The 24,454-nt window shown below is 32.4% G+C and carries 24 protein-coding genes and 1 pseudogene; 4 read left to right on the top strand and 21 right to left on the bottom strand.

The window, feature by feature from the left end; all coding sequences use genetic code 11:
- Positions 1 to 701: 701 nt before the first annotated feature.
- A pseudogene (locus NDM98_RS19535) lies at positions 702 to 1,269 on the top strand (YdeI/OmpD-associated family protein).
- Positions 1,270 to 1,302: 33 nt separating this feature from the next.
- On the opposite strand, the gene NDM98_RS19530 reads toward NDM98_RS19535, so the two are convergent.
- A complete protein-coding gene (locus NDM98_RS19530) occupies positions 1,303 to 2,220 on the bottom strand; it encodes a helix-turn-helix transcriptional regulator (RefSeq protein ID WP_251611191.1) in 918 nt (305 codons plus the stop codon).
- A gap of 80 nt (positions 2,221 to 2,300) precedes the next feature.
- Here NDM98_RS19530 and NDM98_RS19525 point away from each other — a divergent pair, with 80 nt between their 5' ends.
- Positions 2,301 to 2,750: a VOC family protein gene (locus tag NDM98_RS19525; RefSeq protein ID WP_251611190.1), complete on the top strand. Its 450-nt coding sequence runs from the start codon at positions 2,301 to 2,303 to the stop codon at positions 2,748 to 2,750.
- Between the two features lie 420 nt (positions 2,751 to 3,170).
- On the opposite strand, the gene NDM98_RS19520 is transcribed toward NDM98_RS19525, so the two are convergent.
- Positions 3,171 to 4,076, bottom strand: coding sequence for a LysR family transcriptional regulator (locus NDM98_RS19520; protein WP_251611189.1), 906 nt, complete (start codon positions 4,074 to 4,076; stop codon positions 3,171 to 3,173).
- 140 nt (positions 4,077 to 4,216) lie between these two features.
- On the opposite strand from NDM98_RS19520, the gene NDM98_RS19515 reads away from it, so the two are divergent.
- Entirely contained in the window at positions 4,217 to 5,230 is a 1,014-nt protein-coding gene (locus NDM98_RS19515) for an alpha/beta fold hydrolase (protein WP_251611188.1), read from the top strand.
- Between the two features lie 195 nt (positions 5,231 to 5,425).
- Here NDM98_RS19515 and NDM98_RS19510 read toward each other — a convergent pair whose 3' ends face one another.
- The 16 genes from NDM98_RS19510 to NDM98_RS19435 form a co-directional block, all read right to left on the bottom strand.
- Positions 5,426 to 6,061, bottom strand: coding sequence for a pentapeptide repeat-containing protein (locus NDM98_RS19510; RefSeq protein ID WP_251611180.1), 636 nt, complete (start codon positions 6,059 to 6,061; stop codon positions 5,426 to 5,428).
- 88 nt (positions 6,062 to 6,149) lie between these two features.
- Positions 6,150 to 6,572, bottom strand: a complete 423-nt coding sequence (locus NDM98_RS19505) for a MarR family winged helix-turn-helix transcriptional regulator (RefSeq protein WP_251611178.1) — start codon at positions 6,570 to 6,572, stop codon at positions 6,150 to 6,152.
- Between the two features lie 407 nt (positions 6,573 to 6,979).
- Positions 6,980 to 7,837, bottom strand: a complete 858-nt coding sequence (gene spoIIP, locus NDM98_RS19500; RefSeq protein ID WP_308807785.1) for a stage II sporulation protein P — start codon at positions 7,835 to 7,837, stop codon at positions 6,980 to 6,982.
- A 59-nt stretch (positions 7,838 to 7,896) separates the two neighbouring features.
- Positions 7,897 to 8,055: a cupin domain-containing protein gene (locus NDM98_RS19495; protein WP_307728905.1), complete on the bottom strand. Its 159-nt coding sequence runs from the start codon at positions 8,053 to 8,055 to the stop codon at positions 7,897 to 7,899.
- A 2-nt stretch (positions 8,056 to 8,057) separates the two neighbouring features.
- Positions 8,058 to 8,684 (bottom strand): S8 family serine peptidase, encoded by a 627-nt coding sequence (locus NDM98_RS19490; RefSeq protein ID WP_307728904.1) that lies wholly within the window; start codon positions 8,682 to 8,684, stop codon positions 8,058 to 8,060.
- A gap of 1,528 nt (positions 8,685 to 10,212) precedes the next feature.
- A complete protein-coding gene (locus NDM98_RS19485; protein ID WP_251611176.1) occupies positions 10,213 to 10,836 on the bottom strand; it encodes an ABC transporter ATP-binding protein in 624 nt (207 codons plus the stop codon).
- Positions 10,837 to 11,069: 233 nt separating this feature from the next.
- The gene (locus NDM98_RS19480; protein ID WP_251611174.1) at positions 11,070 to 13,235 is read right to left on the bottom strand and encodes a DUF1430 domain-containing protein; all 2,166 of its coding nucleotides are present in this window, start codon (positions 13,233 to 13,235) and stop codon (positions 11,070 to 11,072) included.
- A gap of 73 nt (positions 13,236 to 13,308) precedes the next feature.
- Positions 13,309 to 13,755, bottom strand: coding sequence for a hypothetical protein (locus NDM98_RS19475; protein ID WP_251611172.1), 447 nt, complete (start codon positions 13,753 to 13,755; stop codon positions 13,309 to 13,311).
- Positions 13,756 to 14,640: 885 nt separating this feature from the next.
- Positions 14,641 to 15,867 carry a hypothetical protein gene (locus tag NDM98_RS19470; RefSeq protein ID WP_251611170.1) on the bottom strand — a complete coding sequence of 409 codons (1,227 nt, stop codon included), beginning with the start codon at positions 15,865 to 15,867 and terminating at the stop codon, positions 14,641 to 14,643.
- 1 nt (position 15,868) lies between these two features.
- On the bottom strand, positions 15,869 to 16,054 hold the full coding sequence (locus NDM98_RS19465; protein ID WP_251611168.1) for a hypothetical protein: 186 nt from the start codon (positions 16,052 to 16,054) through the stop codon (positions 15,869 to 15,871).
- A gap of 32 nt (positions 16,055 to 16,086) precedes the next feature.
- Positions 16,087 to 16,680: a hypothetical protein gene (locus tag NDM98_RS19460; RefSeq protein WP_251611166.1), complete on the bottom strand. Its 594-nt coding sequence runs from the start codon at positions 16,678 to 16,680 to the stop codon at positions 16,087 to 16,089.
- A 91-nt stretch (positions 16,681 to 16,771) separates the two neighbouring features.
- Complete coding sequence (locus tag NDM98_RS19455; RefSeq protein WP_251611165.1) at positions 16,772 to 17,023, bottom strand: hypothetical protein; 252 nt, start codon at positions 17,021 to 17,023, stop codon at positions 16,772 to 16,774.
- On the bottom strand, positions 16,998 to 17,873 hold the full coding sequence (locus NDM98_RS19450) for an ABC transporter ATP-binding protein (RefSeq protein WP_251611164.1): 876 nt from the start codon (positions 17,871 to 17,873) through the stop codon (positions 16,998 to 17,000). Before NDM98_RS19450 ends, NDM98_RS19455 begins: the two co-directional genes overlap by 26 nt.
- Positions 17,860 to 18,636, bottom strand: coding sequence for a hypothetical protein (locus NDM98_RS19445; protein ID WP_251611163.1), 777 nt, complete (start codon positions 18,634 to 18,636; stop codon positions 17,860 to 17,862). The genes NDM98_RS19450 and NDM98_RS19445 overlap by 14 nt, the downstream gene beginning before the upstream one ends.
- Positions 18,629 to 19,165, bottom strand: coding sequence for an RNA polymerase sigma factor (locus NDM98_RS19440; protein WP_251611162.1), 537 nt, complete (start codon positions 19,163 to 19,165; stop codon positions 18,629 to 18,631). Before NDM98_RS19440 ends, NDM98_RS19445 begins: the two co-directional genes overlap by 8 nt.
- A gap of 887 nt (positions 19,166 to 20,052) precedes the next feature.
- On the bottom strand, positions 20,053 to 20,703 hold the full coding sequence (locus NDM98_RS19435) for a hypothetical protein (protein ID WP_251611161.1): 651 nt from the start codon (positions 20,701 to 20,703) through the stop codon (positions 20,053 to 20,055).
- 113 nt (positions 20,704 to 20,816) lie between these two features.
- Here NDM98_RS19435 and NDM98_RS19430 point away from each other — a divergent pair, with 113 nt between their 5' ends.
- Positions 20,817 to 21,218, top strand: coding sequence for a hypothetical protein (locus NDM98_RS19430; RefSeq protein WP_251611160.1), 402 nt, complete (start codon positions 20,817 to 20,819; stop codon positions 21,216 to 21,218).
- Between the two features lie 570 nt (positions 21,219 to 21,788).
- Here the strand turns inward: NDM98_RS19430 and NDM98_RS19425 are convergent.
- From NDM98_RS19425 to fni, 3 genes are all read right to left on the bottom strand, one after another.
- On the bottom strand, positions 21,789 to 22,181 hold the full coding sequence (locus NDM98_RS19425; RefSeq protein WP_251611158.1) for an RrF2 family transcriptional regulator: 393 nt from the start codon (positions 22,179 to 22,181) through the stop codon (positions 21,789 to 21,791).
- Positions 22,182 to 22,473: 292 nt separating this feature from the next.
- Complete coding sequence (locus NDM98_RS19420) at positions 22,474 to 23,376, bottom strand: terpene synthase family protein (RefSeq protein ID WP_251611156.1); 903 nt, start codon at positions 23,374 to 23,376, stop codon at positions 22,474 to 22,476.
- 183 nt (positions 23,377 to 23,559) lie between these two features.
- Positions 23,560 to 24,454 (bottom strand): type 2 isopentenyl-diphosphate Delta-isomerase (fni, locus tag NDM98_RS19415; RefSeq protein ID WP_251611154.1); only part of this gene is annotated, 895 nt, incomplete at its 5' end.

The following is a 24,454-nucleotide window of genomic DNA, read 5'->3' as shown; positions in this document are numbered from 1 at the left end:
TAGAGACTTTAATATTTGAATAAAAATGAGTACTGCCAAAAATAACGTATAAAATTAAAACTGAAGCATACTATATGTTTTGTACGTTACTACTTATGCACTTTCCCCTCCAACCTCTTAATAGAAAGAGATTCGTATGTAAACCAGTTGCTCTAGAGTAGCTGTTTTTTAAAATTTCAAGAAAGAAAATCAAAGCATTTTCTATATAATTCTTACTCCAGTACTGTAATGAGACTAGCAACTTCTTTTGTAGAACAAAAAATACCAAAGCTCTAGAAGCCTTGGTATTAGTAGTTTAAAACTATATGCGGCCCGGAGGACTCGAACCTCCACGGGTTTAACCTCACTAAGCCCTCAATCGGGTGCATACATGTTATCTCCTACAAGCACGCACACTACTTGCACTCATTTGCACCATTTTCATATCGAAACGCCCATTTTCAAATATCGTGGTGAAGAAATGGTGAACCTTAATTCCTCTGATATTACGCTAATAAAAACCCGCCTGTAAATATTACCCATTTAAAAATCCGAACCATGAATTATAATACAGATATACCGTACACTATAATTTCATTTGTTTTTAAATCTTTAATGGTAACTATATATATATCTATCTGCCTACTATATTTTAAATACGGGGATTAATACTATATAGTCTATATTCTGCTGTAAATCAAGAGTTGAGAGGAGTAAAAAACATGGAAATTAAAAATCTGCTTACTTTACAAAACCGACAAGAATTAAGAGATTGGTTTGAGGAACATTCATCTAAGGATGAATATTGTTGGGTTATTGTTAGTATGACGGAACAACCAAATACCCTTCTATATCTAGATGCCGTAGAAGAAGCTTTATGTTTTGGTTGGATCGATGGCATTAAGAAAAAAATCTCAGACACCGAATTGGCTCAAAGGCTTTCTCCACGAAAGAAAAAAAGTAATTGGACAATTAAATAAGGAAAGAGTAAGGCGCTTAAGCAAATTAGGCTTAATGAAAGAAAGAGGGCTGCTTGTTCTTCCTGACATGAGCCCCGAATCTTTCATCATAGATAAAGAGATTAACACGTTTATAAAAACGGACAAAGAAGTATACAAAAATTTTACTCATCTTCCTGAACTCTATATACGAATTAGAATTGATACGATACAAAGTTATAAAGATACCCCTGATATTTACTATAAAAGACTAGATAAGTTTATAAAAAATACAAGAGAAAACAAACTTTATGGTCTTTGGAATGATAATGGGCGTCTAATCAACTATTAGAGATAAAAACAGCTACCAAAGTAATTTGGTCGCTTACTGATAAAGCTTTAATGCTTCCTTAAAAAAGGATACATATTTATCAATATAACCTTTTGGTTCAATAATTTTTACTTTGTTACCGAAACCTGAGAGAAACTGATAAGCAAATTGATTTTCAGGTAATTTAATGTTGACCATGTAAATCCTTTTAGTCTTTTTTACTACAGATTGTCTTCCATACCTTTCAATAAATTGATCTCTAACACTAATATCTATTTGTAATTTCACATTTGTCATAGTAGGTTTTACAACGGGTCGTTTTTCATCTTTTTCTTTAATGGCTTCTTGCTCTGGTCTAGGTGTAAAAAAGCCTTTCTTCCCTATATCTGTTATTCTCGTTAATTTGAATGTTCGATAGGCTTCACGCTCTAAACTATATCCTAATAAGTACCAGTTCATCTCAATTAGCTGTAACTTATAAGGTTCGACGACTCTATGCGTTATGTTTCCTTTTTGATCCACATATTCAAAATCCAATAACCAATGATTTTCAATTGCATCAATGATAAATGACAATTCATCATGTAATTGGTTTCTTCCTACCCAATTATAAAAAGATAGATAAAGTTTAGGTATTACATCTACATGACTCATTCCTCTAATTTTTTGTATGGTCATTTGTATGTCAGCATTTGTTGTCAACTGTTCAAATCCATCTAAAGCTACAGTGATATTCTCAATGTCTTTGTGAGTCAATAAACGTTTGTCGAATTTGTATTCTTCCATAAGTGCATATCCGCCCTCATGACCATGTTTTGCATAAATAGGGATGTTGGCATAACTTAATGTTTCCATATCACGTTGTATTGTTCGTTTTGTTACATCAAAAAGACGACTGAACTCTGACGCTGAAACTACGTCTTTTTGTAGCAATATCATAACAATTGAAATAAGTCGTTCAATTTTTTGCATAACACGCTCCCATATACGACATACAGTTGTCACCTATCCTTTATTATACTACTGATATACCAATAAGGAGGCAACAACATATGAAAGCAATCGCATACCTACAATTCAATGGCAATGCACAAGAAGCGTTAGAATTTTATGAAACAGCATTACAAGGAACAGTAAAAAAGGTCAGCTTTGGTGCACTTCCTCAAAATCCATCTGCACCACTTTCTTTAGAAGAACAAGGCATGATTATGGAATCTCGCATTGAGTTTTCTGAAAACATATTAATGATTTCTGATGTATTACCTTCTATGCAAGCTGTAACAGGTGAAGTAACAAAAGGAACGAATGTTATTATTAGCGTAATTGATGGAGAACAAGAAACGAACAAATTGTACTTTGAAAACCTCTCTAAAGACGGAACAATTATAATGCCAATCTCTTCTGTACCATGGTCATCTAGTTTTGGCATGCTAATAGACAAGTTCGGCGTAATGTGGAAATTCAACAGCGACGCAAGTCAATTCTTGAATAGTCTAGTCTAAAAATAAAGTTCTAATATATCAATCCATTTTTAAGGTTAAGGACATTATAAAAAGCTAAGTGAGGCAATACATCACTTAGCTTTTTTAATGTAATCGTGTTTACCTAAAATAAAAGCACCAAAGCTCTTATCGCTAAGGTACTTACTTAATTTATTTGTATACGTTTGAGAGGAGTCGAACCTCCACGGTTTAACTTCACTAAGCCCTCAATGTCGTGGAAAAATGTTATCTCCTGCAAACATGCGCGCCACTTTCATGTTAGATCGCCTATTTTCAAATATCGTGGCGAAGAATTGGTGAATCTAAAAGCCCCTTATTTCTTAACACTCCGAGACTCATGTAATTATATTCAACATTCTAAAACGAACATTAATTATAAATACAATAAAATCATTCGCCCTTATCTACTACATTTATTTACTAGACGTTTCTATTCTCTGTCATAACTATACCCTCTCTTGTCGCATCTATGAAGGCAGAGATTATGGGTGAGAGCCACTTGTCTTTATGCCATAACATCTGTGTATATACATGTAAGTCCGGAATATTCCATGGCAGTGATACAAGTTGCCCACGTTCTATTTCGACTTCCACAGTTTTCATGGGAAGAAAGGCAATTCCTATCCCAGTAATTGCGCATTGTTTGATAGCTTCAGCATTTTGGAATTCTAAATACGTAATACTATCCATTCCCTTTTGCTCAAATGATCGATCAAACATGTTTCGATACGTACATCCCTTTTCATTGACGAGAAATACTTCTTCATGAAAATCTTCAAGTCTTAACAAAGGTAGTTTTAAGAGAGGATGGTCAGGAGCCACAAAAAATCCAAAATGTTCTTCCAGTAAAGGTTCAACTGTAAGACCTGTTGATAGAACAGGTTCGTCTAAAATGAAAACCACGTCCGCATCACCATCAAAAAGCGTTTGTTTGAGTTGCTGATTTGGAACAGAACGAAAGATGAGTCTCACTCCAGGAAAGCGCGAACGAAATAATTGAAATACAGCCGGGAGTCTATATGCGCACAAGACTTCATTGGCACTTATTGTTAGTGTACCAGTTAAATTTTCGCTATTATGAACAACACTTCGAGCTTCCTCCAATTTATCAAGAACGCTTTGAATATGAATTAAGAAACGTTTACCTGCTGTCGTAAGAACTAGTTGCTTACCTAAACGATCAAAAAGACGAACACCGAGTTCATCCTCTAAGGCTTTAATTTGCATCGTTACATTAGAAGGAACATAGTTGAGTGATTCAGCTGCACGACTAAAATTCAAAGTAGACGCAACTGTACGAAACGTATTCAATTGTCGAATTTCCAATACTCTCTCTTCCTTTCTACTTTCATTTTTATTGAAGATAACTTTGATTTACATTCACTTTTATTGAAGGTAACACAGCTATATACTCATTACAAGAAACAGTTTCACGTTTCTTTTATATTGAAGGGAGATACTATACAATGAATTACGATATTTTTAATCTTGGGAACGTAACTTTACAATCAGGAGAAAGGTTACCCAATGCTATTCTCGCTTATAAAACGTACGGAAAGTTGAATGAGCATAAAAATAATGTCATTATCTTTCCGACTGCTTTAGGAGATCAGCATGATCAAAACGAATGGCTAATTGGAAGTGGAATGGCTCTAGATCCGGATAAATATTTCATTATTGTTCCTAATCTCTTAGGAAATGGTTTATCTTCGTCTCCTAGTAATACACCTGCCCCATATGATATGGATAATTTTCCTAAGGTATCTATCTATGATAATGTTGTACTTCAACACCAATTGGTAACAGAGAAATTCGGCATAAAGAAAATTTCTCTTGTTCTAGGGTGGTCAATGGGTGGTCTTCAATCCTATCAATGGGGAGCCATTTATCCTGACATGGTCGAACGAATTGCACCTTTTTGCGGTGCTGCTAAAACGTGGTCGCATAATTATGTGGTCTTAAATGGCTTAAAAGCATCACTTACGGCTTCTGTTCCTTCGGATAAATTAAATCAGTTGACTTCTGAAAACATGCGCACTGTCGGTAGTGTTTATGCAGGATGGGGTTTATCACAGGCATTTTTTAGAGAAGAGCTATACCGTGAGTTGGGATGTGAATCAATAGAAGATTTTGTAGGAGGAATCTTAGAAGATAGCTTTATGAAAATGAATCCTCACAATTTCCTAACTATGTTATGGACAGGACAGAACGCAGATATTAGTGATAATCCTATCTACAAAGGAAACTTTGAAGAAGCACTTAGTCATATCAAAGCTCATGCATATGTCATGCCAGCTAAAACCGACTTATTCTGTACTGCTGACGATAACGAGTATGAGGCTAAGCATATACCAAATAGTGCCTACTTGCCTATTGAATCAATTTGGGGGCATTTCGCCGGTCGTGGGATTAACGATGCTGATAATAAATTCATTGATCATAACCTGAAAAGCTTGTTAGCACTTAGTGCAAACAGGTAGATAATTATTAGGATTCATAAATTGCTAAAAATATTGTACCCCTGAAATTTTTATAAATTAGGGGTACATTTTTAATCATATTACCCACATATATCTATTCTCAACAATGAAAAGTACCAAAGTCCCTTAAACATTGGTACTTCTTATTTAAAAATATGCGGTTGATAGAAGTCGAACCTCCACCCTCATGTCCATTTATTCCTTTATCACTAACCCCATTAAAGTTGCAAACATCATGGCTTGATGAGTGGAGACTATACACCCTTTTAATTCCTCAATGGATACAGTTATAGTCTCAAATTCAGAACGACTTATATCTATTCCTTTTAATGGTGTACGGTCAAAACTTGCCCCATCAATATTGCATTGTTCATACTTTATTTTTGTTAACTTACAATCATAAAAATCTGCATTTTTTAATAAACTACTTTCAAATATGACTTGTTTTAACTTCGAGTGCCCGAACTCACATAGTGTCAACACTGAACCCTTAAACGATACATTACCAAAACTTGACTCTGTAAATTTAACCCCTAATAATTTGCAATTTTTAAATGTAGCTCTATGGATACTTGCGCTGGTCAAGTCAGCATTTGAAAAATCACAGTTTTCAAAATGAACATCGGTAATATTAATATTTGTAAAAATCGTATTTTGAAAGGTGGAGTTCTTAATCATCATATTATTTAGATGAACTCTGTCCATATCTTCAGAATCAAAGGATGATTCGGAAACCAAACCATAACTTAAATGTGGGTCTTCTTCGTAAAAAATATCTTGAAAGCTCTTTGTCGTTAATTCATTTGAAATTTTAGGTTGGTCTATTTTCATATTAACACCTTCTATTTAAGATTTTTAATTATAGTTAGTTAGCTAACTAACTATAATATTAACATAGTACATGTTATCCTACTAGACATCAATTTAATGTGCCTTTTATTTCTCCTAAGTATTCAATCAACTTATCTTTCTGTTCTGGTGTTAATGATTGAGATAAGAATGTTTCTGTTTCTTCTCTTAACTGCCATAAACGCTTCTCTTTTTCTTTACCTTTTTCCGTCAAAAAAATAAGCTTTACTCTAGAATCATTCGGACTTTCTTTTCTTATGACTAACTGCTTCTTTTCAAGAATATCAATCAGTTTTGTTAATGAAGATGACTTTATAGATAAACTAGTTTGAATTTCTCTTTGATTTGACCCTTCTGTCGTATAAAGGTGATAAAGAACACGTGCTTGAGAAGTACTTACACCTTCACTCTCAAGTCTTTCATTAATCATTTGTTCCATTGAATGATTAATCTGCTGAATCATGTACGATAAATCACTATTAAAATTTCTCACTTTCGCACCTCCCTAAGTATCTTATCGTACCATTTAATACTATGGAATCAAACAATTCATATTTGACACTTTAGAATTATACATATCACATATTAATGTCATTAATTTTATAGTTTAAAAAAGCACCAAAGCTCTAAAAGCCTTGATACTTCTCATTTAAAACTAAATGCGGTTGAGAGGAGTCGAACCTCACTAAGCCCTCAATGCCGTGGAAACGTATTATCTCCTTCAACCACGCACACGACTTACACTCATTTGCGCCATTTTCATACAAAACCAGTAATTTTTAATTATTGTTGTGAAGATTTGGTGAATCTATAATACCCTCGTTTCTCAACATTTAGATACCTTTCTTACAATCCCACTCTTCAAAAATAATGATAGATTATAGAAGAAAATTATGTAATTTAATTTCCTTCTATATCGTTAATGTATTCCCTTAAGACTTCTGCGAACACATCAGCTGAACGCTGTAAATCGTCCATATGATTATCGACACCGCCGAATTCTACTAACATAGCTTTTTTAAATAAATCTTGATTATAAACTCCATTGCCTTCATTTCTACCTTTCCCTAATACAAATCTGCTGATACCTTTCGCATTTTCTTCGAGTTTTACATGAAGTTCTTTTGCCATCGTTTCATTTTGTTCAAATCCCGGGACTGCTTCACCTATCACAAATAGTAGTCTCGCATGCTCTTCACCATCTATTGTAGCAATTGTATCTTCTGCTCTAAGTGAATCGCGATGAATATCAATAATATATTCAATACTATCATGCTCTGCCAAAATGTTTGTAACGATTTCTCTAGACAATTCATAAGCGTTCTTGTGCTGCAACCCTCTTGATTTTAACTCTTGTCCGATGTCTGTCGTATCTACAATTGTATTTATACCTAAGTTATTTAATTCTTTCCCTAAATAGTCACCAACGTTGGTTATATTTAATTCACTACTTTTTGCAAGGTTTTTATCTGTCACTTCTGGTAGGTGGGGCAAGAATGATTCATAGCTATGCGTATGATAAATCAGGACTTTAGGTTCATCATCTAGTACGCCCTCATTAGGGTCTTCTTTGTTATCATCTTTTGGAACAGGAGTGTCTATTACTTTTCTCTTTTTTAATATCTCCTCTAAGGGAGGAGAAGATTCTTGTGGTAAATTTGTAATATCACTACCTTCTCCTGCGACTATAATTCGATAATCATATTGTCTTAATCCAGGAATTTCATTAAGTAATAATGTGCGAGTATCCCCTAATATAGGTTAGCAAGATCCCTTTGCTAACCTATACCATTTATTCCGAGCCTAGCCACCATGCCTTATAATAGCTCATCCAATTTTGTATCTGAATAAATGGCAATTAAGATGACTGATTTTGTATCCCCTATGTTTTTTACCATATGTGGAACAATCGCATTCCAACTGAAAGAATCGCCTTTTTCTAAGATGATTGAGTCTTCTCCTTGTTCAGCGAGCACTTTTAGCCATTTATAATTTCATTAGTAGCATTGGCAGTTGCGAAAGAAGTGCCTGTCACATTAGTTTCCTTACCGAAAATATCAATCGCTTTAACTTCCACTCCAACAGAAACTAAATCAACCTTCTTCTTAGCTGAATACTCAAAGTACTCTTGCTTTGAATTAATTGCAGATACTGAATAAACTTCTGGATACCTAGCAGGGTAATCAGATGCTAATAAACCATTGTTTCCTGATGCAGCTAAGATAAGGATGTTTTCCTTATGAGCATTTTTTATAGCGTTTTGTAGATCAGGATTCTCATCTCTAAGACCAAGGCTAATATTAATAATATCAACTTCTTCTTCAACTGCTTGATTAATTGCCTTCGCTAGATCATTTCCTTTTGCACCTGACTTACCTAGTACATTAAAACTCAAAATTTCAACAGTATCTTTTAAGTCGGTTTCGGGGTCTAAGCAATCTAAAATTATAGAAGCAACTGTTGTACCATGTCCTAATTCATCAATTTGATTTTCACCATAGTGAAGAATCGAATAACCTTGGAATATCTCTAAGTCAGTATTAATGCCACTATCAATTATTGCTACTTTCAATTTTCTTTCATCATTAACACCAAGATAAAACATTAGAAAAATTCCTATCGTGCATAGCGTTATAATTATAAATTTTCTATGAATATTCCTCCCCCCACCGAACAAGACTAAAATATCATATAATAACCAAAAAATGTTTTATAATTTAATAAATTGTAAATTATAGATGACTTATAGATATAATAGCATAGTAATAAGTACACAATTATAAAATTTTTATAAAATCTTACAACTGTGTACTCGCTTTGATTTTGGTACTCACAGAATATATTATAAATAATATATTTATAATGTATAATCTTACTATTAATAGAGTTGTATATGAAAATAAAAAAAGTGTCCTCACTTAGTAATTAATGAAGACACACTTCTTTTCAAAATATGATTTTAATATAAAAAGAAATAAATTTAAGAATCAATTGTAGCTTAAAACCCCAGTCCACAAGTTTGTGTATAGGTGTAAATGAGTATATATTGCTTTAACACTGTATATAAAATCCCTCATTTATATACACGGTTTAACCTACTTGAAAGACTTGTGGTATGAAAAAGAATAAATTCACCTCATTATCAGTTGTGCTAATATTTTTATTTGTATTGAATTATTTCAGTTTCGGCTTTTTTGGTTTAACATCATCAAATGTTTATGTTGAATTTACATTTTGGTTAGTAACATCAGCAGGAGCATTTATTACCTCTCTAATTTCTTTGGTTAAAGAAAAAATGTATTTGTCAGGTACTTTAATTTTATTTACTTCTCTATTTTTTATAGCATTTACAATCTTCGCCTTTCTATTGCCCGAAGCAGGAATACCTCCTTTAATTCAGTTTTAATCAAATATATATACTATTAAAATCGACAAATAGTATAAAACCCGAACATTCCGGACTTTTGTTAATATAAGGTAAAAGTAACCGTGGAAAGAAAGTGGAAAGAAACACGCTTAAATCACCTATATATTACCAAAAACAAAAAAGTACCAAAGCTCTGAAAGCCTTGGTACTACTGGGATGCGGTTGAGAGGACTCGAACCTCCACGGGTTTAACCCCACTAGGCCCTCAATTCCGTGGAAACGTGTTATCTCCTGCAAACATGCACACCATTTACACTCAATTGCACCCATTTCATATAAAATCGCCCACTTTTAAATATCGTGGTGAAGAATTGGTGAATCAAAATTATCCTTATTCTTCACCATTCGGAGACGCAATGTAATAATCTACCACAAACTATATACGAACTATAAGTTTTTTTATAAACTAATCGTTCGGAAAATTTAATTCTTAGTAATTTCATGAGGTGATTTTTCTCGTGAGCTTCTACATACTTAACAACCTTAGCCATCTGTAAGTGCAATTCCATTGACATCTAAAAATAGATACCCAACATCGCCTAAAACCTTAATACCACTAGATCAATTAAAAGATTCGTCATCTCTTCAGACTTCAATTAGTTTGAACTCTCTCATGCTGTAGATGCAGAAGGCTTATTGTCTCTTCTAGCATCCATTGAAACAATTGCATCTTCATTTGTGAATATTATTTTGTTCAAGTAAAACATTAGATTTTTATAATTCGATCTGAATACTCCGCAAAATAAGAATCATGAGTTACACTAACGATGGTTTTTCCAGTACTCTGAATTTGTTTAAAAAGATCAAGTATTATCTGTTTATTTTCATCATCTAAATTTCCTGTAGGTTCATCTGCAAATATAATTGAAAATGGTTTCAATATCACTCGCGCGATTGCAAGACGCTGTTGCTCACCTCCACTTAATTCATAGACTGGTTGGTGCAGGCGTGAGGAATCTAGCTGAACCGACTCTAATGCTTTAGCAAATTCATGCTCTAACTTGGCTTTAGAAGTAATATTAGATTTAGAGATTAGTAAATTTTGAAATATTGTTTTTTCATTTAGAAGAACATAATTTTGAAAAATAAAGCCAAAATGATTTCTCCGTAAATCTCTTAGCATCTTATTTTTAGGATTTATATGTTTAAGTATTTCTACATCACCCGAATCCGGTTTATCTATTAAGCTCATTAAGTTTAATAGTGTTGTTTTACCTGATCCACTTTGACCCATTATACTTACAAATTCACCCTCTTCAATAGATATTGTGTAATCATTAAATATCTGTTTATTTTTATAGGATTTACTAACACTCCTCAAATAAATCATCTGATTATTCCTCCTATACTAAATCTCTTTTCTAGTGAATATCAAATGAGATATAAACGTTACAATAAAGAAAAATCCTACTAAACTTCCCCAAAACCATAGTTCACTAGCCGGGTATAATTTAACTTCATAAAAATTCTATGTATTGCAAAAGACAAACAGAAAACGATAACTGACAATACTGAGTTAATAAAAGCTTTAATCATTTAATTATCTCCTTAAAAAGTATAACTTTAATCGCTCTTAATTGTTTGTAGAACCTTATCACGGGTAAGTTTTATTAATAAAAACATAAGAATGATCATTTCTAAGATAATCATAACACTTCCGCAGATAAGAATAATTTGATTTTGTATAGGTAAAATTAATAACGTTCCTATTGCTAAAAGATTAGTGCTGCAGATACCTATTATAATATAAAAGTAACTCCGCCATTTTGATACACCAAATAAAAATTGTAGAGTAATTTTATACGAGTTTTCTTGAAAATAACTCCATATAAAGATAAATAATAAAACTAAAAGTAAAATAGTTGTCATTATCAAACCAATCGTTAAATTTATAAGCTCTTTTTTCATTTGATTTATTTCATTGCTTCTTTCTTGATAAACTGATTGAACTTCGTTAACAAAGGCTTTTGTATTAGTTTCATCTAAAATTGGTTCTATTATTTGAAAAGCTTCACTTTGTTTATCATGTTGATAAAAAACACTGGTAGTCATAAATGAAGCAATTGCAGAAGTATCGTATTCACCATCTAATACTATTGAGACGGGGTCCTTTAAAAAATGGTCATCACTATAATCATGAATTGCACTATTGTAAGAAAAATAACTTTGGTTATTCTCTACATAAATTATATTTATACTTAAATCATCAATACTTGTTATATTAAGACTACGACCTATGGCTCGGTTATAAATATTATCTACTTCTATACTACTAAAATAAAATTCTTCTTTATAGGTCTGCTCTATTATATCCTCAATACCTTTGAATTTTTCTGGTACGAGAATATTAAGTGTATGTTTCTCCCTAATAAGTTGATCTTGTATAGACTTCTTGTTTACTGAATTAATGGGATTAACAATTAAATAGTTTTCATCTATTATAATAGATCGCCCATTCGGTAATATAGAAGGACTTCCATTAACATAATTCAACTCATACAAGTAGTTTGTCTCATCCATATATGAAACGTCTGTAAAATTCTCTGCATACATAAGAAATGCATCTACGTCTTCAACTAATTGATTATATAAATTGTTAAGCTGATCATTTATTATTCTCTCACTACTTAGATTACCGCTCTCTGGAAGTTTTAAAGTAATACGATTAAAGTTCTCTGTTCTTTCCCAATAATCATCATCATTAATTGCTTTATTAATCTCAGTAGTTTTCGTCATGGTAATTGAAAATAGCGCTAAAAAAATAACTGTAAAAATAGTTTTCAAGATAATTGAAGCTGCGTTATAGTTTTTAAACGGAACAGTATTTTTAAAATTTATTAAATCATTTTTAAGACCATAAACTAGTGACATCCCAAAAAATGAAAGGGGTATGGGTATTATAATTAAGAAAATCCACATTAAAGTTAGATATTTTAAGTAATAAACAAAGTAACTCAACTGTTGATTCAAAAGTAAAATAAAGACAATAAAAAATAATGAAATGAAGAGTAGAACTATTTTTAATTTATAGAAACTTTTAAATAATATTAAATGCGCTCTTAATGGTGCATACCCCCATGCTTTTAGAAGAAACACACTCTTTCTCGTCGTTATATAATAAGAAAATTGCATAATTGAGAACACTAAGAAAGAAAAAGCAATTAAAAATAATAAAGTAACATTTAATAAAATTAACTTATTTATAGCTACATCTTCAATTTCTACTTGTCCATATAAACTTAATTCTTCTTTTAATTTTAAGTATATCTCTGCATTACCATTTGACAGATAAAATTGTGAACCTAAACCTACATTACGAACTTCTTCAAAATTATATACCCTTAAAAGATCAGAACTCAATGGATAGAAAACTAATCCAACTTGCTTATTATTATTGCTACTTTGATTTGATAGAAACTCTTCTTTTTTAGGAAACTCACCTTTTGCTAAATTTAACGAAGAGTTTGACTTTATGTTTGTAGAGTAAATATATAACGTATTATCGTCAAGATATGTATATTGTGAAATATCAATGTCATATTCCTTTGAGAAATCCTCAAATTTCTGGTTTATATCTATGCTCTCTTCCAACTCTGGGTCTAAATAAAGATTGAGTTCTTGCTTATTATCATAAATGGTATCAGCAGCTAATGATTTACTAGCATAATCAAATCCAAAAAGTAATGTAGAAATAAAAAGCAATATATAAATAACATTAACTCTTTTCAAACTAAATTCTCCTTTAAAATAAGTAAACGCCTAATATATAAGCGTTTACTTGTGTATAACTTTAATTTGTAAATTAGTTTTCAGGTAGGCTTGAGTCAACTGAGATCTGCCAATTTGCTTTGTTTCCTGTAAGAGACTGATAGGCTCTAGCTGTGGAATACCCGGATTTTTTATTTTTCCATGGACCATTAACTGTGTTTCGTGAATTACTTGCCTTCCCTCTATGTAACCATGTTTTGTGATCATAACTTGATACATGATCTTTTAGTCCGTTCATATAGTGAGTCCAATAACCGCCACCAGCTCTAGGGTCATGGCTCATAATGCTAAATTCACCTTCATCTGCCGGGTCATAACCATCAACATACTCAAAAGAATATAAACCAGTGTCGTAATTGTATTCAGCTGCGATTATTTTTTGTGGTTCATTCTCATCGTGAGCTTTTGCTTCACCACTCGTTAAAAACATACTCCCACATAGAACAGCTGAACAAAAACTAAAAACTAAAAACTTTTTCATAGATTTCTCCTCCTTTTTTATCTTACTTGATAATATTATCACGAATCCCAAATATATCAACATTTTTTCATTTTTTCAAATTTATTCTTTTATAGGTTGAATTTCTTAGTCGAATTTTTTGTGAACACAATTACCAGATAGCAAGTAAATAATTTTTAGAATCCTTATAATATATTAACCTATAATTATAAATTTTTTATAAATATCTTAAAAATTTATATACCCCTCCTGTGGTTTATTTTATTGGAAAGTATTGTGGTGAATTTTTAGCAATTAATTAGAAATATATTGAAACCTTTATTGATGAGATTAAAGTGTACTAGTTTCTTGCTTATTTCAAAAAATAAATCAAATTAAGAAGCCTAAAGTGAAGAACTCAATAAGAAGGATTAATATCAATTCAAGATTAATAGAACTATTGCTTTTGCAGAAATAAACACAGAAAGTTAAATATAATGGCATGAAGTTAGAGCATAATGACAAAGTACATCAATTTAAATAAAGAGAACACGAACCGACAAAAGATATATTTAGCCGTCGTATCAGAACTAAATGTCAACGGATTAGTTTTTCCCCCATTAGACAACACGACTAATTTTGGCAAAATAAAAAGCATCAAAGCCACGTAAGCCTTGATACCAATTGGTTTTGTTAAATATGCGGTTGAGAGGACTCGAACCTCCACGGGTTTAACCCCACTAGGCCCTCAATAGCGAGAATGGATGTTGTGGGGTACACATCCTTGTATTAAGTACATAATTTGAATTCTATTCCACGTGATTTTGAATATTTATCTTCATTATGGAGTAAAACAGGAGAATTCAACTATAGTTAAAACCGAACAAAATTATAATTAATAACCATAACATTCGACTTCTTTCATAATCAATTTACTAAATCTTTATTCCGTTGATGAATACAATAAATAATTGGCAAACCAATACAAAGAACGAATAAAAGGATTCCCACATATAATTCAACTAAAGAAATGTTTGTCCATTGGTACAAATCATTCTTTAAGTAAAACGCATCTTTAAACACACGATTAGCAATGGCAATAAAAATAAAGCCCACGGGAATGATTTTCATTAGTAAGGACAGATAGTGTTTACTAGTCTGAGAGAGAAATATGAGAATCCCGCTATAAGCCATTCCAATCAAATATACTAACAGGACCAATTTTATTATCCACTCACCAAAAGTCCATTGAAATAATGATACCAGTAAAGGTTCATCATCTCTTATAAAAAATGAATTCAAACCATTCGAAAAATATTGTGTGAAATCAGTGAGATACAACAAACCCCAAAATAATCCCACGATACACGTAATCAACAGGAAGCTGGCAATCATACCACTTACAAATTGTGTCCAAAGAATGTTCCGCCCGTGGCGACTACTCCATTGAAGCTTCTGTAATCCTAACAAGCGATCTCTAACAAAAACGGAAGAGATTAATAAAGATAAAAGAAAAATAAGGAGTGTAAGAATACTTTCAAAATAACCGGACACTGTTGAAGATAAATACGTGGGCAAAATATTGCGCCAACCTTCTTCCATAAATAGGTTTGCTGAAAGTATTTCTCTTTCTTTTACCGTATAGTGTTCATTCATGAGAAAGGTATCTGATGAATCAAATTGCTCTATCGAAAGATATAATGTTTGTAAGGCAACAATTTTATCCTCTATTGATTGACCAGTATAATCTATTAAGTCTTGTTGAATTGCATCAATTTTTTCAACGATTTCTTTTTCATCTTCATCCATCTCGTTGATCGCTACACTAGGTAGGTTTTCTTTATACCATGATTCAAAATCAGCATAATTTTTAAGCTCTAATTGTTCTGCTATAGCATTTTCCAATAGAATATTGTCTGCTTGTTCTACGAGAGTTAAATACTCATCCTCAACTACTGCTATATCTTCTTTCTCTAGAGATTGTCCAAATCGATCTTGCCAATCAGAAGCATGATCATAAATTGGTACCAAACCCCCGTTCGGCCAATATGTATGGATGAAGTTCAACTGTTGATTATAGTAAACAATCGTTATCATTAGTGCTACAAGCAGTAAAAGCGGTTGGAATAATTTCTTGAGCTCAACAGTTAACACTTTATTTTACCTCCTTTGTTGAATAGTATTTAGTTGTTAACATACCTGCTATAATTAAGAGAACAATATTGACAGCCATTGCAATAGATTCATGCCATGGAATCGTTGAAAAAGGACCCATTTCCGTAAACCAATGAGCTTGTAAATTCCAAAGTGAAATGGGATGCCACATTAATAGAGAACGCATATCCCACCAGTTTAAATGATTAATGATTTGTTCTAGTCCAGCAAAGAAACATAAAAGACGACAAATAGTACAAACCCCCGAAATAAATGATCAGTCCATAAGCCGATAAGAAAATTAAATCCATGACAGATGAAAACGAGTAAGCCACCTAATACAATGGATAAGAGGATATAGTTTAACAATGTCATTGGTTGCCAAGGAATAAAAGGGATTTCTAATGATTGAAGAACATACACATTTAGGTGAAATTGTGTTGATATACTTGCATTCCATAATGTACCAATGGAATGCATTTGATTAAAAATAGCAAACGACAAAGTAACCGTCGTTACATAAAAAAGAAGCGTAATCATTAAGCTCGCTACATATTTAGTCACTTGTGTTTTACGACCTGTTTTTAAGGTTATCATGAGTACATCTGTTTTGGTTAATCTTTCAGATGTACTTCCATATAAACCAAGCAATAATGCAAAAATTAAACTTTCGCCTAAAATCGCATGAAATAATCGATTTCTTAAAAAGGTAAAGAAACTCATTGTTTCTTCTGCTGCTCCCACTTCTAGTGCAGCTTGCTCTTCTGCTAATTCGTGGACAATGGGCGTTAATTTTTCATATTTTATCTTCATTTTTTCAGCCACTGAACCTTGTATTTGAAAATAATCAATCATCTCTTGGCCCAATGCTTCTGTTGAATAATGGTTAAAAATATTCTCTCGTTCATCCGTTTCGGTCAGTAATCGCTTGGTGTTGATTACTAGATGACATATTAGAGAGTTTTTCATGGAATTCAGATGTAATGAAGGATCCTGTTTTTGTTTCTGTGTCCTGAACATAATTTAAATACGACTGATCCAAGCCTGCTGTGGCAATATAAATGGTATTCAACATTAAACATGCGATAAAAAACAAGAGAATAATTGGCTGTTCTAATAGCTTACGAATTTCAAAAAGCAGGATTCGCAGCATCATTAGCCACCTCGTCTCGATAAATATACAAAAACGCGTCTTCTAAACTCGGGCGTACTTCCACCCCTTCCTTTGGAACAACTGGGCTTGCTATTCTTAGCAAATGACCTTCGTCGCTTTCTCTTTCACTTAATAGTAATTGCTCTGCAGTTAGTGCATAGCTAGAAGGAACTTCAAAAATCTTCCCTTGTACTGACCGAGTAATGTGAGATGGCGTTTCGCAACAGTACAATTGTTGATTTCTAATCATAATGATTTGTTTTGCTATCGTTTCCACATCGGAAACAATATGCGTAGATAAAATGACAATCCTGTCTTGAGCAAGACGATGAATCAAATTGCGGAAACGGACGCGTTCTTTTGGATCTAAACCTGCTGTCGGTTCATCCAAAATGAGTAACTTTGGATTATTTAACATCGCTTGAGCAATTCCTACTCTTTGTATCATCCCACCTGAGAAACGTTTCATTTTCTTATTTTTAACATCAGTAAGTGCAACAAGTTCTAAAAGCTCATCAATCTTTTTATCTGCTACTTTCTTATTCATTTTCTGTAAAGCTGCAATATATTTTAGAAATTTTATAGGGGAGTAATGGCCATAATAACCAAAATCTTGTGGCAAATAACCTAATATTCCACGATAATCTGCTCCAAGCTCTTTAATTGCTTGTCCATTCCATAGTATTTCACCGGATGTTGGAAATAAGAGTGTTGTAATCATTTTTAATAAAGTCGTCTTTCCTGCACCGTTTGGAGACAATAGGCCATAAACACCGTTTTCGAAGGTCAATGAAAGATCTTTCAAGATATAATTGGACTGAAACTTCTTACTGACATGATTAAGCATTAGCATACGTAATCGTTCCTTCCTTTTGCAAAAAGTAGTTGTGACGCAATAAATAGATAAATAAAAGGAGTAACCCAAAAACGATCACTGTCACAATCGAAAACGGTAGATACACCAGAAGCTGTGCAATCCATTCTTGTTTCCAAACTAAGAGAACACCCACAACACTCCATATAATTGGCGTCACCCAATAACTGCAACGCAACGGTACTTTATATTCTAAAAGGAGTTGAATATTAGCAAATAAAAATAGGGAGGTAAACGACAGACTAAACAATCTCATCAACGAAAGTTCTTGTCCGAGCAATTGCCACATAAGGACGTTACTGCCCACAGAAACAACCAAAGCAATCCCACTAAACGCCAACATACGTAAGATAAGTAGTTCCTTTAAAGAAATGCGTAGTGTCATTTTTAGCTCGAAGGTACCTAACAACCTTTCTTTCCAAATCCCCAAAAAGTATAAGACTGCATAGCAAAGAGGCGAGGCCATAAAAACAGTAAAATAAATCTTATCACTATGCCCATTATCAAGTGACTGATGTAAATAAGGAAGATAGAGAATGGCTACTCCTACCAACAATAGTCCGACAATAAATAAGATATCTCCCAAACCCCAGAAAAGATAACGGAAACCAACTTCTTGAAAATAAGAACGAATAAATGCTCTAAACGTTACTGGTTGAAGATTGACTTCTTTTAAAATAAAATCAATACTGTTTTCTTTTTCAATTTGTGTGAAAGGAATATTCTTTCTGTCTTTATTCATGGTTACTAAACTCCTCTCTAATTTTTTTAATCAAACGGTAGTACTGAGCTTTAATTCTCTCTTCTTTTTCTCCAAGCAATGAAGCGATCTCAGGAAATGATAAATCTCCATAGACTCTTAATCGAAAAATTTCCTGGATTTGCGGTTTAAAACTTGCAACAAATTGATTAATCTCGTCTAACAGCTCCTTTTGATACAGACTGTTATCAAAATCCTTCTCTTCTATCCAATCTACTTCTTTCAGTTCTAACCAAGTCATTTTCACCTTGCGACGCGCATCTATGACTTTGTATGTTCCTATACGAAAGAGCCACGTTCGAAAGGAAGATTTACGATCATCATAAGAGTTCAAACCTTTTAGAGCGGCGATAAAAACATCCTGTGTTAAATCAAGAGCATCATCTCCATGACCAACTTGACGATAAAGATAAAAATACAGGTCATTGTAATAACGTCGAATCAATTCATCCCAAGCTTGATCCGAGCCTTTTTTTAAAATGTAACGGATTAAACGCTTATCAGATAACACATTTCTACTCCTTTCGACTTCATCATACTTATATTCGAAATCTAACTTGCAATCGTTGCATTTTGAGCTTTATTAAATCAAATAATCATCATTGGACTTAAAAGTTGTTCACTTGCACTACGTATGAAATTTAATTAATACCTCTCAAAAAAATGCCAAAGATCTATAAATTTTGGTACACATATGTGGCTATTTGCGGTTAAGAGCAGTCTAAACCCACTAAGCACTCGATAACGAGATAGGTGATATGTTTTATAAACATTAATATAGGTTTTTTATATTACACATTATTAATCATTGTACATTATAGAATTTTCAGAATATGGAAAACACGAACATAAAGTTTATACCGTTAAATATCCATTTCTACCCATGGAGTAAACAGCTATTTATTAGACTACGACAATTCAGGCAAAAAAAAGCACCAAAGCTCTAAAAGCCTTGGTACTACTACGTTTCACTATATGCGGTTGAGAGGACTCGAACCTCCACGGGTTTAACCCCACTAGGCCCTCAATTTTGCGAACTGGTATAAATGACTACACTAACCTCGTTCAGCTATATAAAACCCTTCATTCTTACACATATTTCAGTTTAAATCATATGGCTATGGAAAGAATTCGGAAAGAAATGATGATAAAATATCCGAACAACAAACCTGAAAATAACGAAACTATTCGCTTTTTAATAATTAGGAATAACGGTAGCCAGCATGACATATCAATTACACCACTATATAAATAATCCCTTTATACAATAAATCTATTTGTTTAAGTTACTAAAAGAACCTTCAATTCATTTTCTAAATTTTGATTATTATACTCTCTAATCTTTTTATATCAATAAAAAAGTAGGTAAGGATCTATCGATCTTTACCTACCAGTGTTTTATTTATAAACAGTTTTATTGTACGTATTATTAGTTCTATATACTGTTCTATCGTATTTATCATTAGGACCGCATGGATTTCGCACTGTTACTTCTTGTACAATTTTATTAACGTTACCATAAATCCCTGGACGTGACCATTTACTAGAAGTTGCTTTTATAAAGGTTCCACTTCCCGGACCTGAGACAGAAACAGAAACAGAAGCTCCATAACCACTTAAACCAACAGAATAACTTTTTGATTTATTGCTAAACCAATATCCATCAACTTTGTCCCATTTCTTGAAATCTGGGTGATTGGCTATAAATTTATCTGTTTTTATTCTAGTATTAGATTTATCCTTAAAACTATAAGTTTTTGCACATGCATTAAAAATACTCATTGTATCTTCAGTAATTAAGTTACCATTAGCGTCAGTTGTATATTCATCTGGCAATTCACTATATTCAGTAATTAAATTACCATCCTCATCTTCATACTGATCAATAATTTCCGGAACAAACTGTACTTCTGGAGTCTCAGTCTCAAACTCTTCTTCTTCATTAGTCAAAGCGTCTGCAAAAGAAGTGTTGTAAAAAAGTGATGCGATAATCAAAACAAAAGAAGTTAGCAACAATTGACCTTTATTTATACTAACAATACTTTTCATTTCTTTCCTCATTTCTACATTTTTTTTAATCGTACTAGTATATAATATACTAGTGGAATATTTTTCACAAGATATATTTGTAATTAATTTGATAATTTTGGAGTGTGTTCAAAATGTTTAAAAAACTAGTTGGTGTTTTAGTGTGTGCTACTTTTCTTACTGCTTGTAACTCGACGGACGAACAATTATCAGTTGGAGAATATGATGATGAAAACAATGTGATATTCTCACAAGAAGTGATTACCAATGAGGAAGAGATTAATCAATTCAAGTCGATTATAAATGAAGCAGAAAGTTTAGGGAGTCAACCTAACGAAATTCCTAAGGAAGAACCCGTTCATATCGTTAGAATTGATAACCAAGCTGACTCAACAATCGTTATGTATGTTTCTATTTGGAATAACGACAATAGTACATTCATAATTTCTAGAGGGTTTAATAATGAAGAGAATAGTTTTTTACTATTGGATGACGATCTTTCAAAACAATTAAGCGAGATATTAGAAATAGATTGATAGTACCCACTTACTCTCATTTTATATGAAAAAGATCAAATCAATGAGTCTTATACATTTATCTTGTGTAAGTTTCGTGAAAAACGCTCAAACCGATTCTTGATAAGAGTTTGAGCGTTTTTTTATTTGTATAATTTATAACTCGATTATAATGAAGAACACATAACCTTTCTATCCGAACGTAATTGTTTATTTCCTTAAAACACGAACATTCTAGTTATTTGTAAATATATATAGAAAATAAGCAAAAAAGAATTTGGAAAGTTTCAAGATTTAATCGACTATATATTACCCAAAAAAAGCACCAAAGCTCTGAAAGCATTGGTACTACTGGTATGCGGTTGAGAGGAGTCGAACCTCCACGAGTTTAACCTCACTAAGCCCTCAATTTTGCGAAATGATATACATGACTACACTAACCTCGTTCAACTATATAAAACCGTTCTCTCTTACATGTATTTTAGTTTAAGTTAGATAGTTATGGAAAGAATGTGGAAAGAATCGAAGATGAAAATAACGAACATTTCCGAATTTATAAAAGGAAATGTTCGTTATTAATTTTAAATCGAACTAACTTATTTTCTGATTTTCCGATATTAAATCATCCAAAGTATATTGATCCAATCGTTTAATAAAACAATCTAATGCAAACTTAATACTTTTCTTCAATTCACAATTGCCAATGAATTTATTTGATAATACATTCAAATTTTCTAATTCTACTACAAGTGTACCTAATTTAATCCTGTTTGGATTGTGATTAAATTGATACCCACCGTTCCTACCTCTTATAGAATCTAAATACCCTTTTTTATCTAGATTCCAAAATATCTTCTTTAAATGATCATATGAGAGTAACAAATAGTCAGCAACTTCTTTTACTGTAATAACAGTCTTGTGCTGGCTATTAACAAAGTATGCAAGAACTTTGATTGAGTTTTCAGTAAATAAAGTCAGTTTCATTTTATTTTCACTCCCTCTAATCTAATATCTCTCCGTTTCTTCACTCCAATCATAATATCTAGCTATTAAATTCTCAGTCCAAGAATAAAATCGATTTATTCGTGTTGATGTTATCAGTAGCATTCAACAATTCTTGCTCAATCTGCATAAAGTTATCTACCTCTTGATTATACAACTTTTCAACTTTATTGATTGCATCAACTAATGATAGATTTTCCTGTTTTTGAGAGCACTCAAATAAGTTTTGTACATTCAAGATGTGTAACCTCATTTGAAATTTTTGATAATAGAGTTAGTTTGACTTTATCTCTTTTGTTTTTTCTGAAGTTTTATATCTTTTCGACTCTTCACTCCAATCATAAAACCCAATTATTGATCTTCTAAGTATGAGAGCAAATTCCTTCAATTCGTCTTTGAATTCTTTGTTAGCGTTAGTTAATAATTCATGCTCGAATCGCATATAGTTATCAACTTCTTGATTATGCATCAGAAATACTTTATTTATTGCCTCATTTAATGTTACATTATTCTCTTTTTGAATACGTATTATTAAATTATGATCGTCTCCATCTTCTAGTTCATTATTTAGCGAAACAAGATCATTAGCCCAGTTTACAATTTTATTGGCAGACTCAATCATATTAAAGAATGTTTCGTCTTTAATTTTGTCAGGAATATAATTTTGATTTGATTTTTCTGCTAAATCAAACATCAAATAAGTCACAGTATGTTGTCGCTCAATCCTGTATTCATGTAATGAGGGAGATCTATCACTTATCCGATAACCAACTTCCCAAACCATTGTATTAAAGCAGTTAGTAGCATTATATATGAATTGTTCTCTCCAAGTCGAATTAGTTATTTCTTTAATTTGTCTCCACCAATCTGCCCATGCACCAAATATAGGATCAGTCTGGTTGGTATAACCCTTTTTAAAAATAGATAAAATTTCATCAGAATGAAGTTTATATTCCATCTCATTTTTCGCATTATCGCTATATTCATCTAAGATACAATATAATAAGATGAATTCAGATGTTGTTATCATATCTTGTATATCACCTTTATGATGTACCCTAGCTGCTAGATAACCTGCTTTTTCATCGTTATAACTTTCTAATTTTATTGGATCTAAAATATTTTTACTTGCTGCCCATTCGTAGGTGATTAAATTAACTTCTTTCGCATGCTCCATGTTAATTGCCCCTGTGAAAGGATACTTAATTTCAGGTATTACGACGGTATGTGTCAAATAATCATCTCCCTTATGTGTTGTAATCAGAAATACCTATATATATTACAACTTATATTTAAAAATAAGTTAGAATTAATAGTATTTAAGACCTGGACTAAACTTACTATAAATTATGAAGGTTTACTATACATGATAGGTTGGGAAAGATCTCTTTCCTTTGCTTCTTACACTGTAAATTGATGTATCAATTTCTCTTTTACTTAACCAATGATTTGTTTCACCAGTAATAACAATATCCGTATTATTCAAATCATCAATAGTAGGAGTACCTAATGCTGTCATTATGAATGTAATTTGCTTTTGCAAGCTCTGAATGAATGTATCAAGCCCCTCCACCCCATTTTCATTAAGTGCCTTTAATACCGGGTATGATAAACCACATATTTTAGCTCCAAGCGCCAAAGACTTTACTATATCTAAACCATTAGTTAATCCTCCCGAAGAAATTATTGAGGATTGTTTTGCAACAGATAGTGCTTCAATTAGAGAGCTTGGAGTAGATATCCCCCACTCATTAAATAATTCTAGATAGGAATGGTTATTTCTTTCATTCTCGATTTTCGAGAAGTTGGTTCCTCCTCTTCCACTGATATCTATGTACTGAACCCCTATCGATTCTAAAGTTTCTACAGTCTCCATACTTATACCAAACCCAACCTCTTTTACAATGACTGGAACGCCAATTTTCTCTACGATCTTACTAATATTATGTAATCTATTAACAAAATTACGATCACCTTCTGGCATAACAAGTTCTTGTATATGATTGAGATGAAGTTGTAATGCATCAGCCGAAATCATTTTAACCGCTTCTTTTGCATATTCGAGGCTACATTCAGCTCCAATATTTGCAAAAAGTAAACCATCTTCATTATATTTACGCACCACTTCAAATGTTTTACGTTCGCTCCTATCTTTTAAGCTGGCTTTTTGAGATCCTACTGCCATTGCAATAGAGTACTTGTTACACATTGAAGCTAACTTCTTGTTTATTTCTCGTCTTCTTCCCTCCACCACC

This window comes from Alkalicoccobacillus plakortidis (assembly GCF_023703085.1).
Taxonomy (GTDB): Bacteria; Bacillota; Bacilli; order Bacillales; family Bacillaceae_D; genus Alkalicoccobacillus; species Alkalicoccobacillus plakortidis.
Note: the sequence above shows the minus strand (reverse complement) of the source record. Positions and strands in the feature narration are given on the sequence as shown.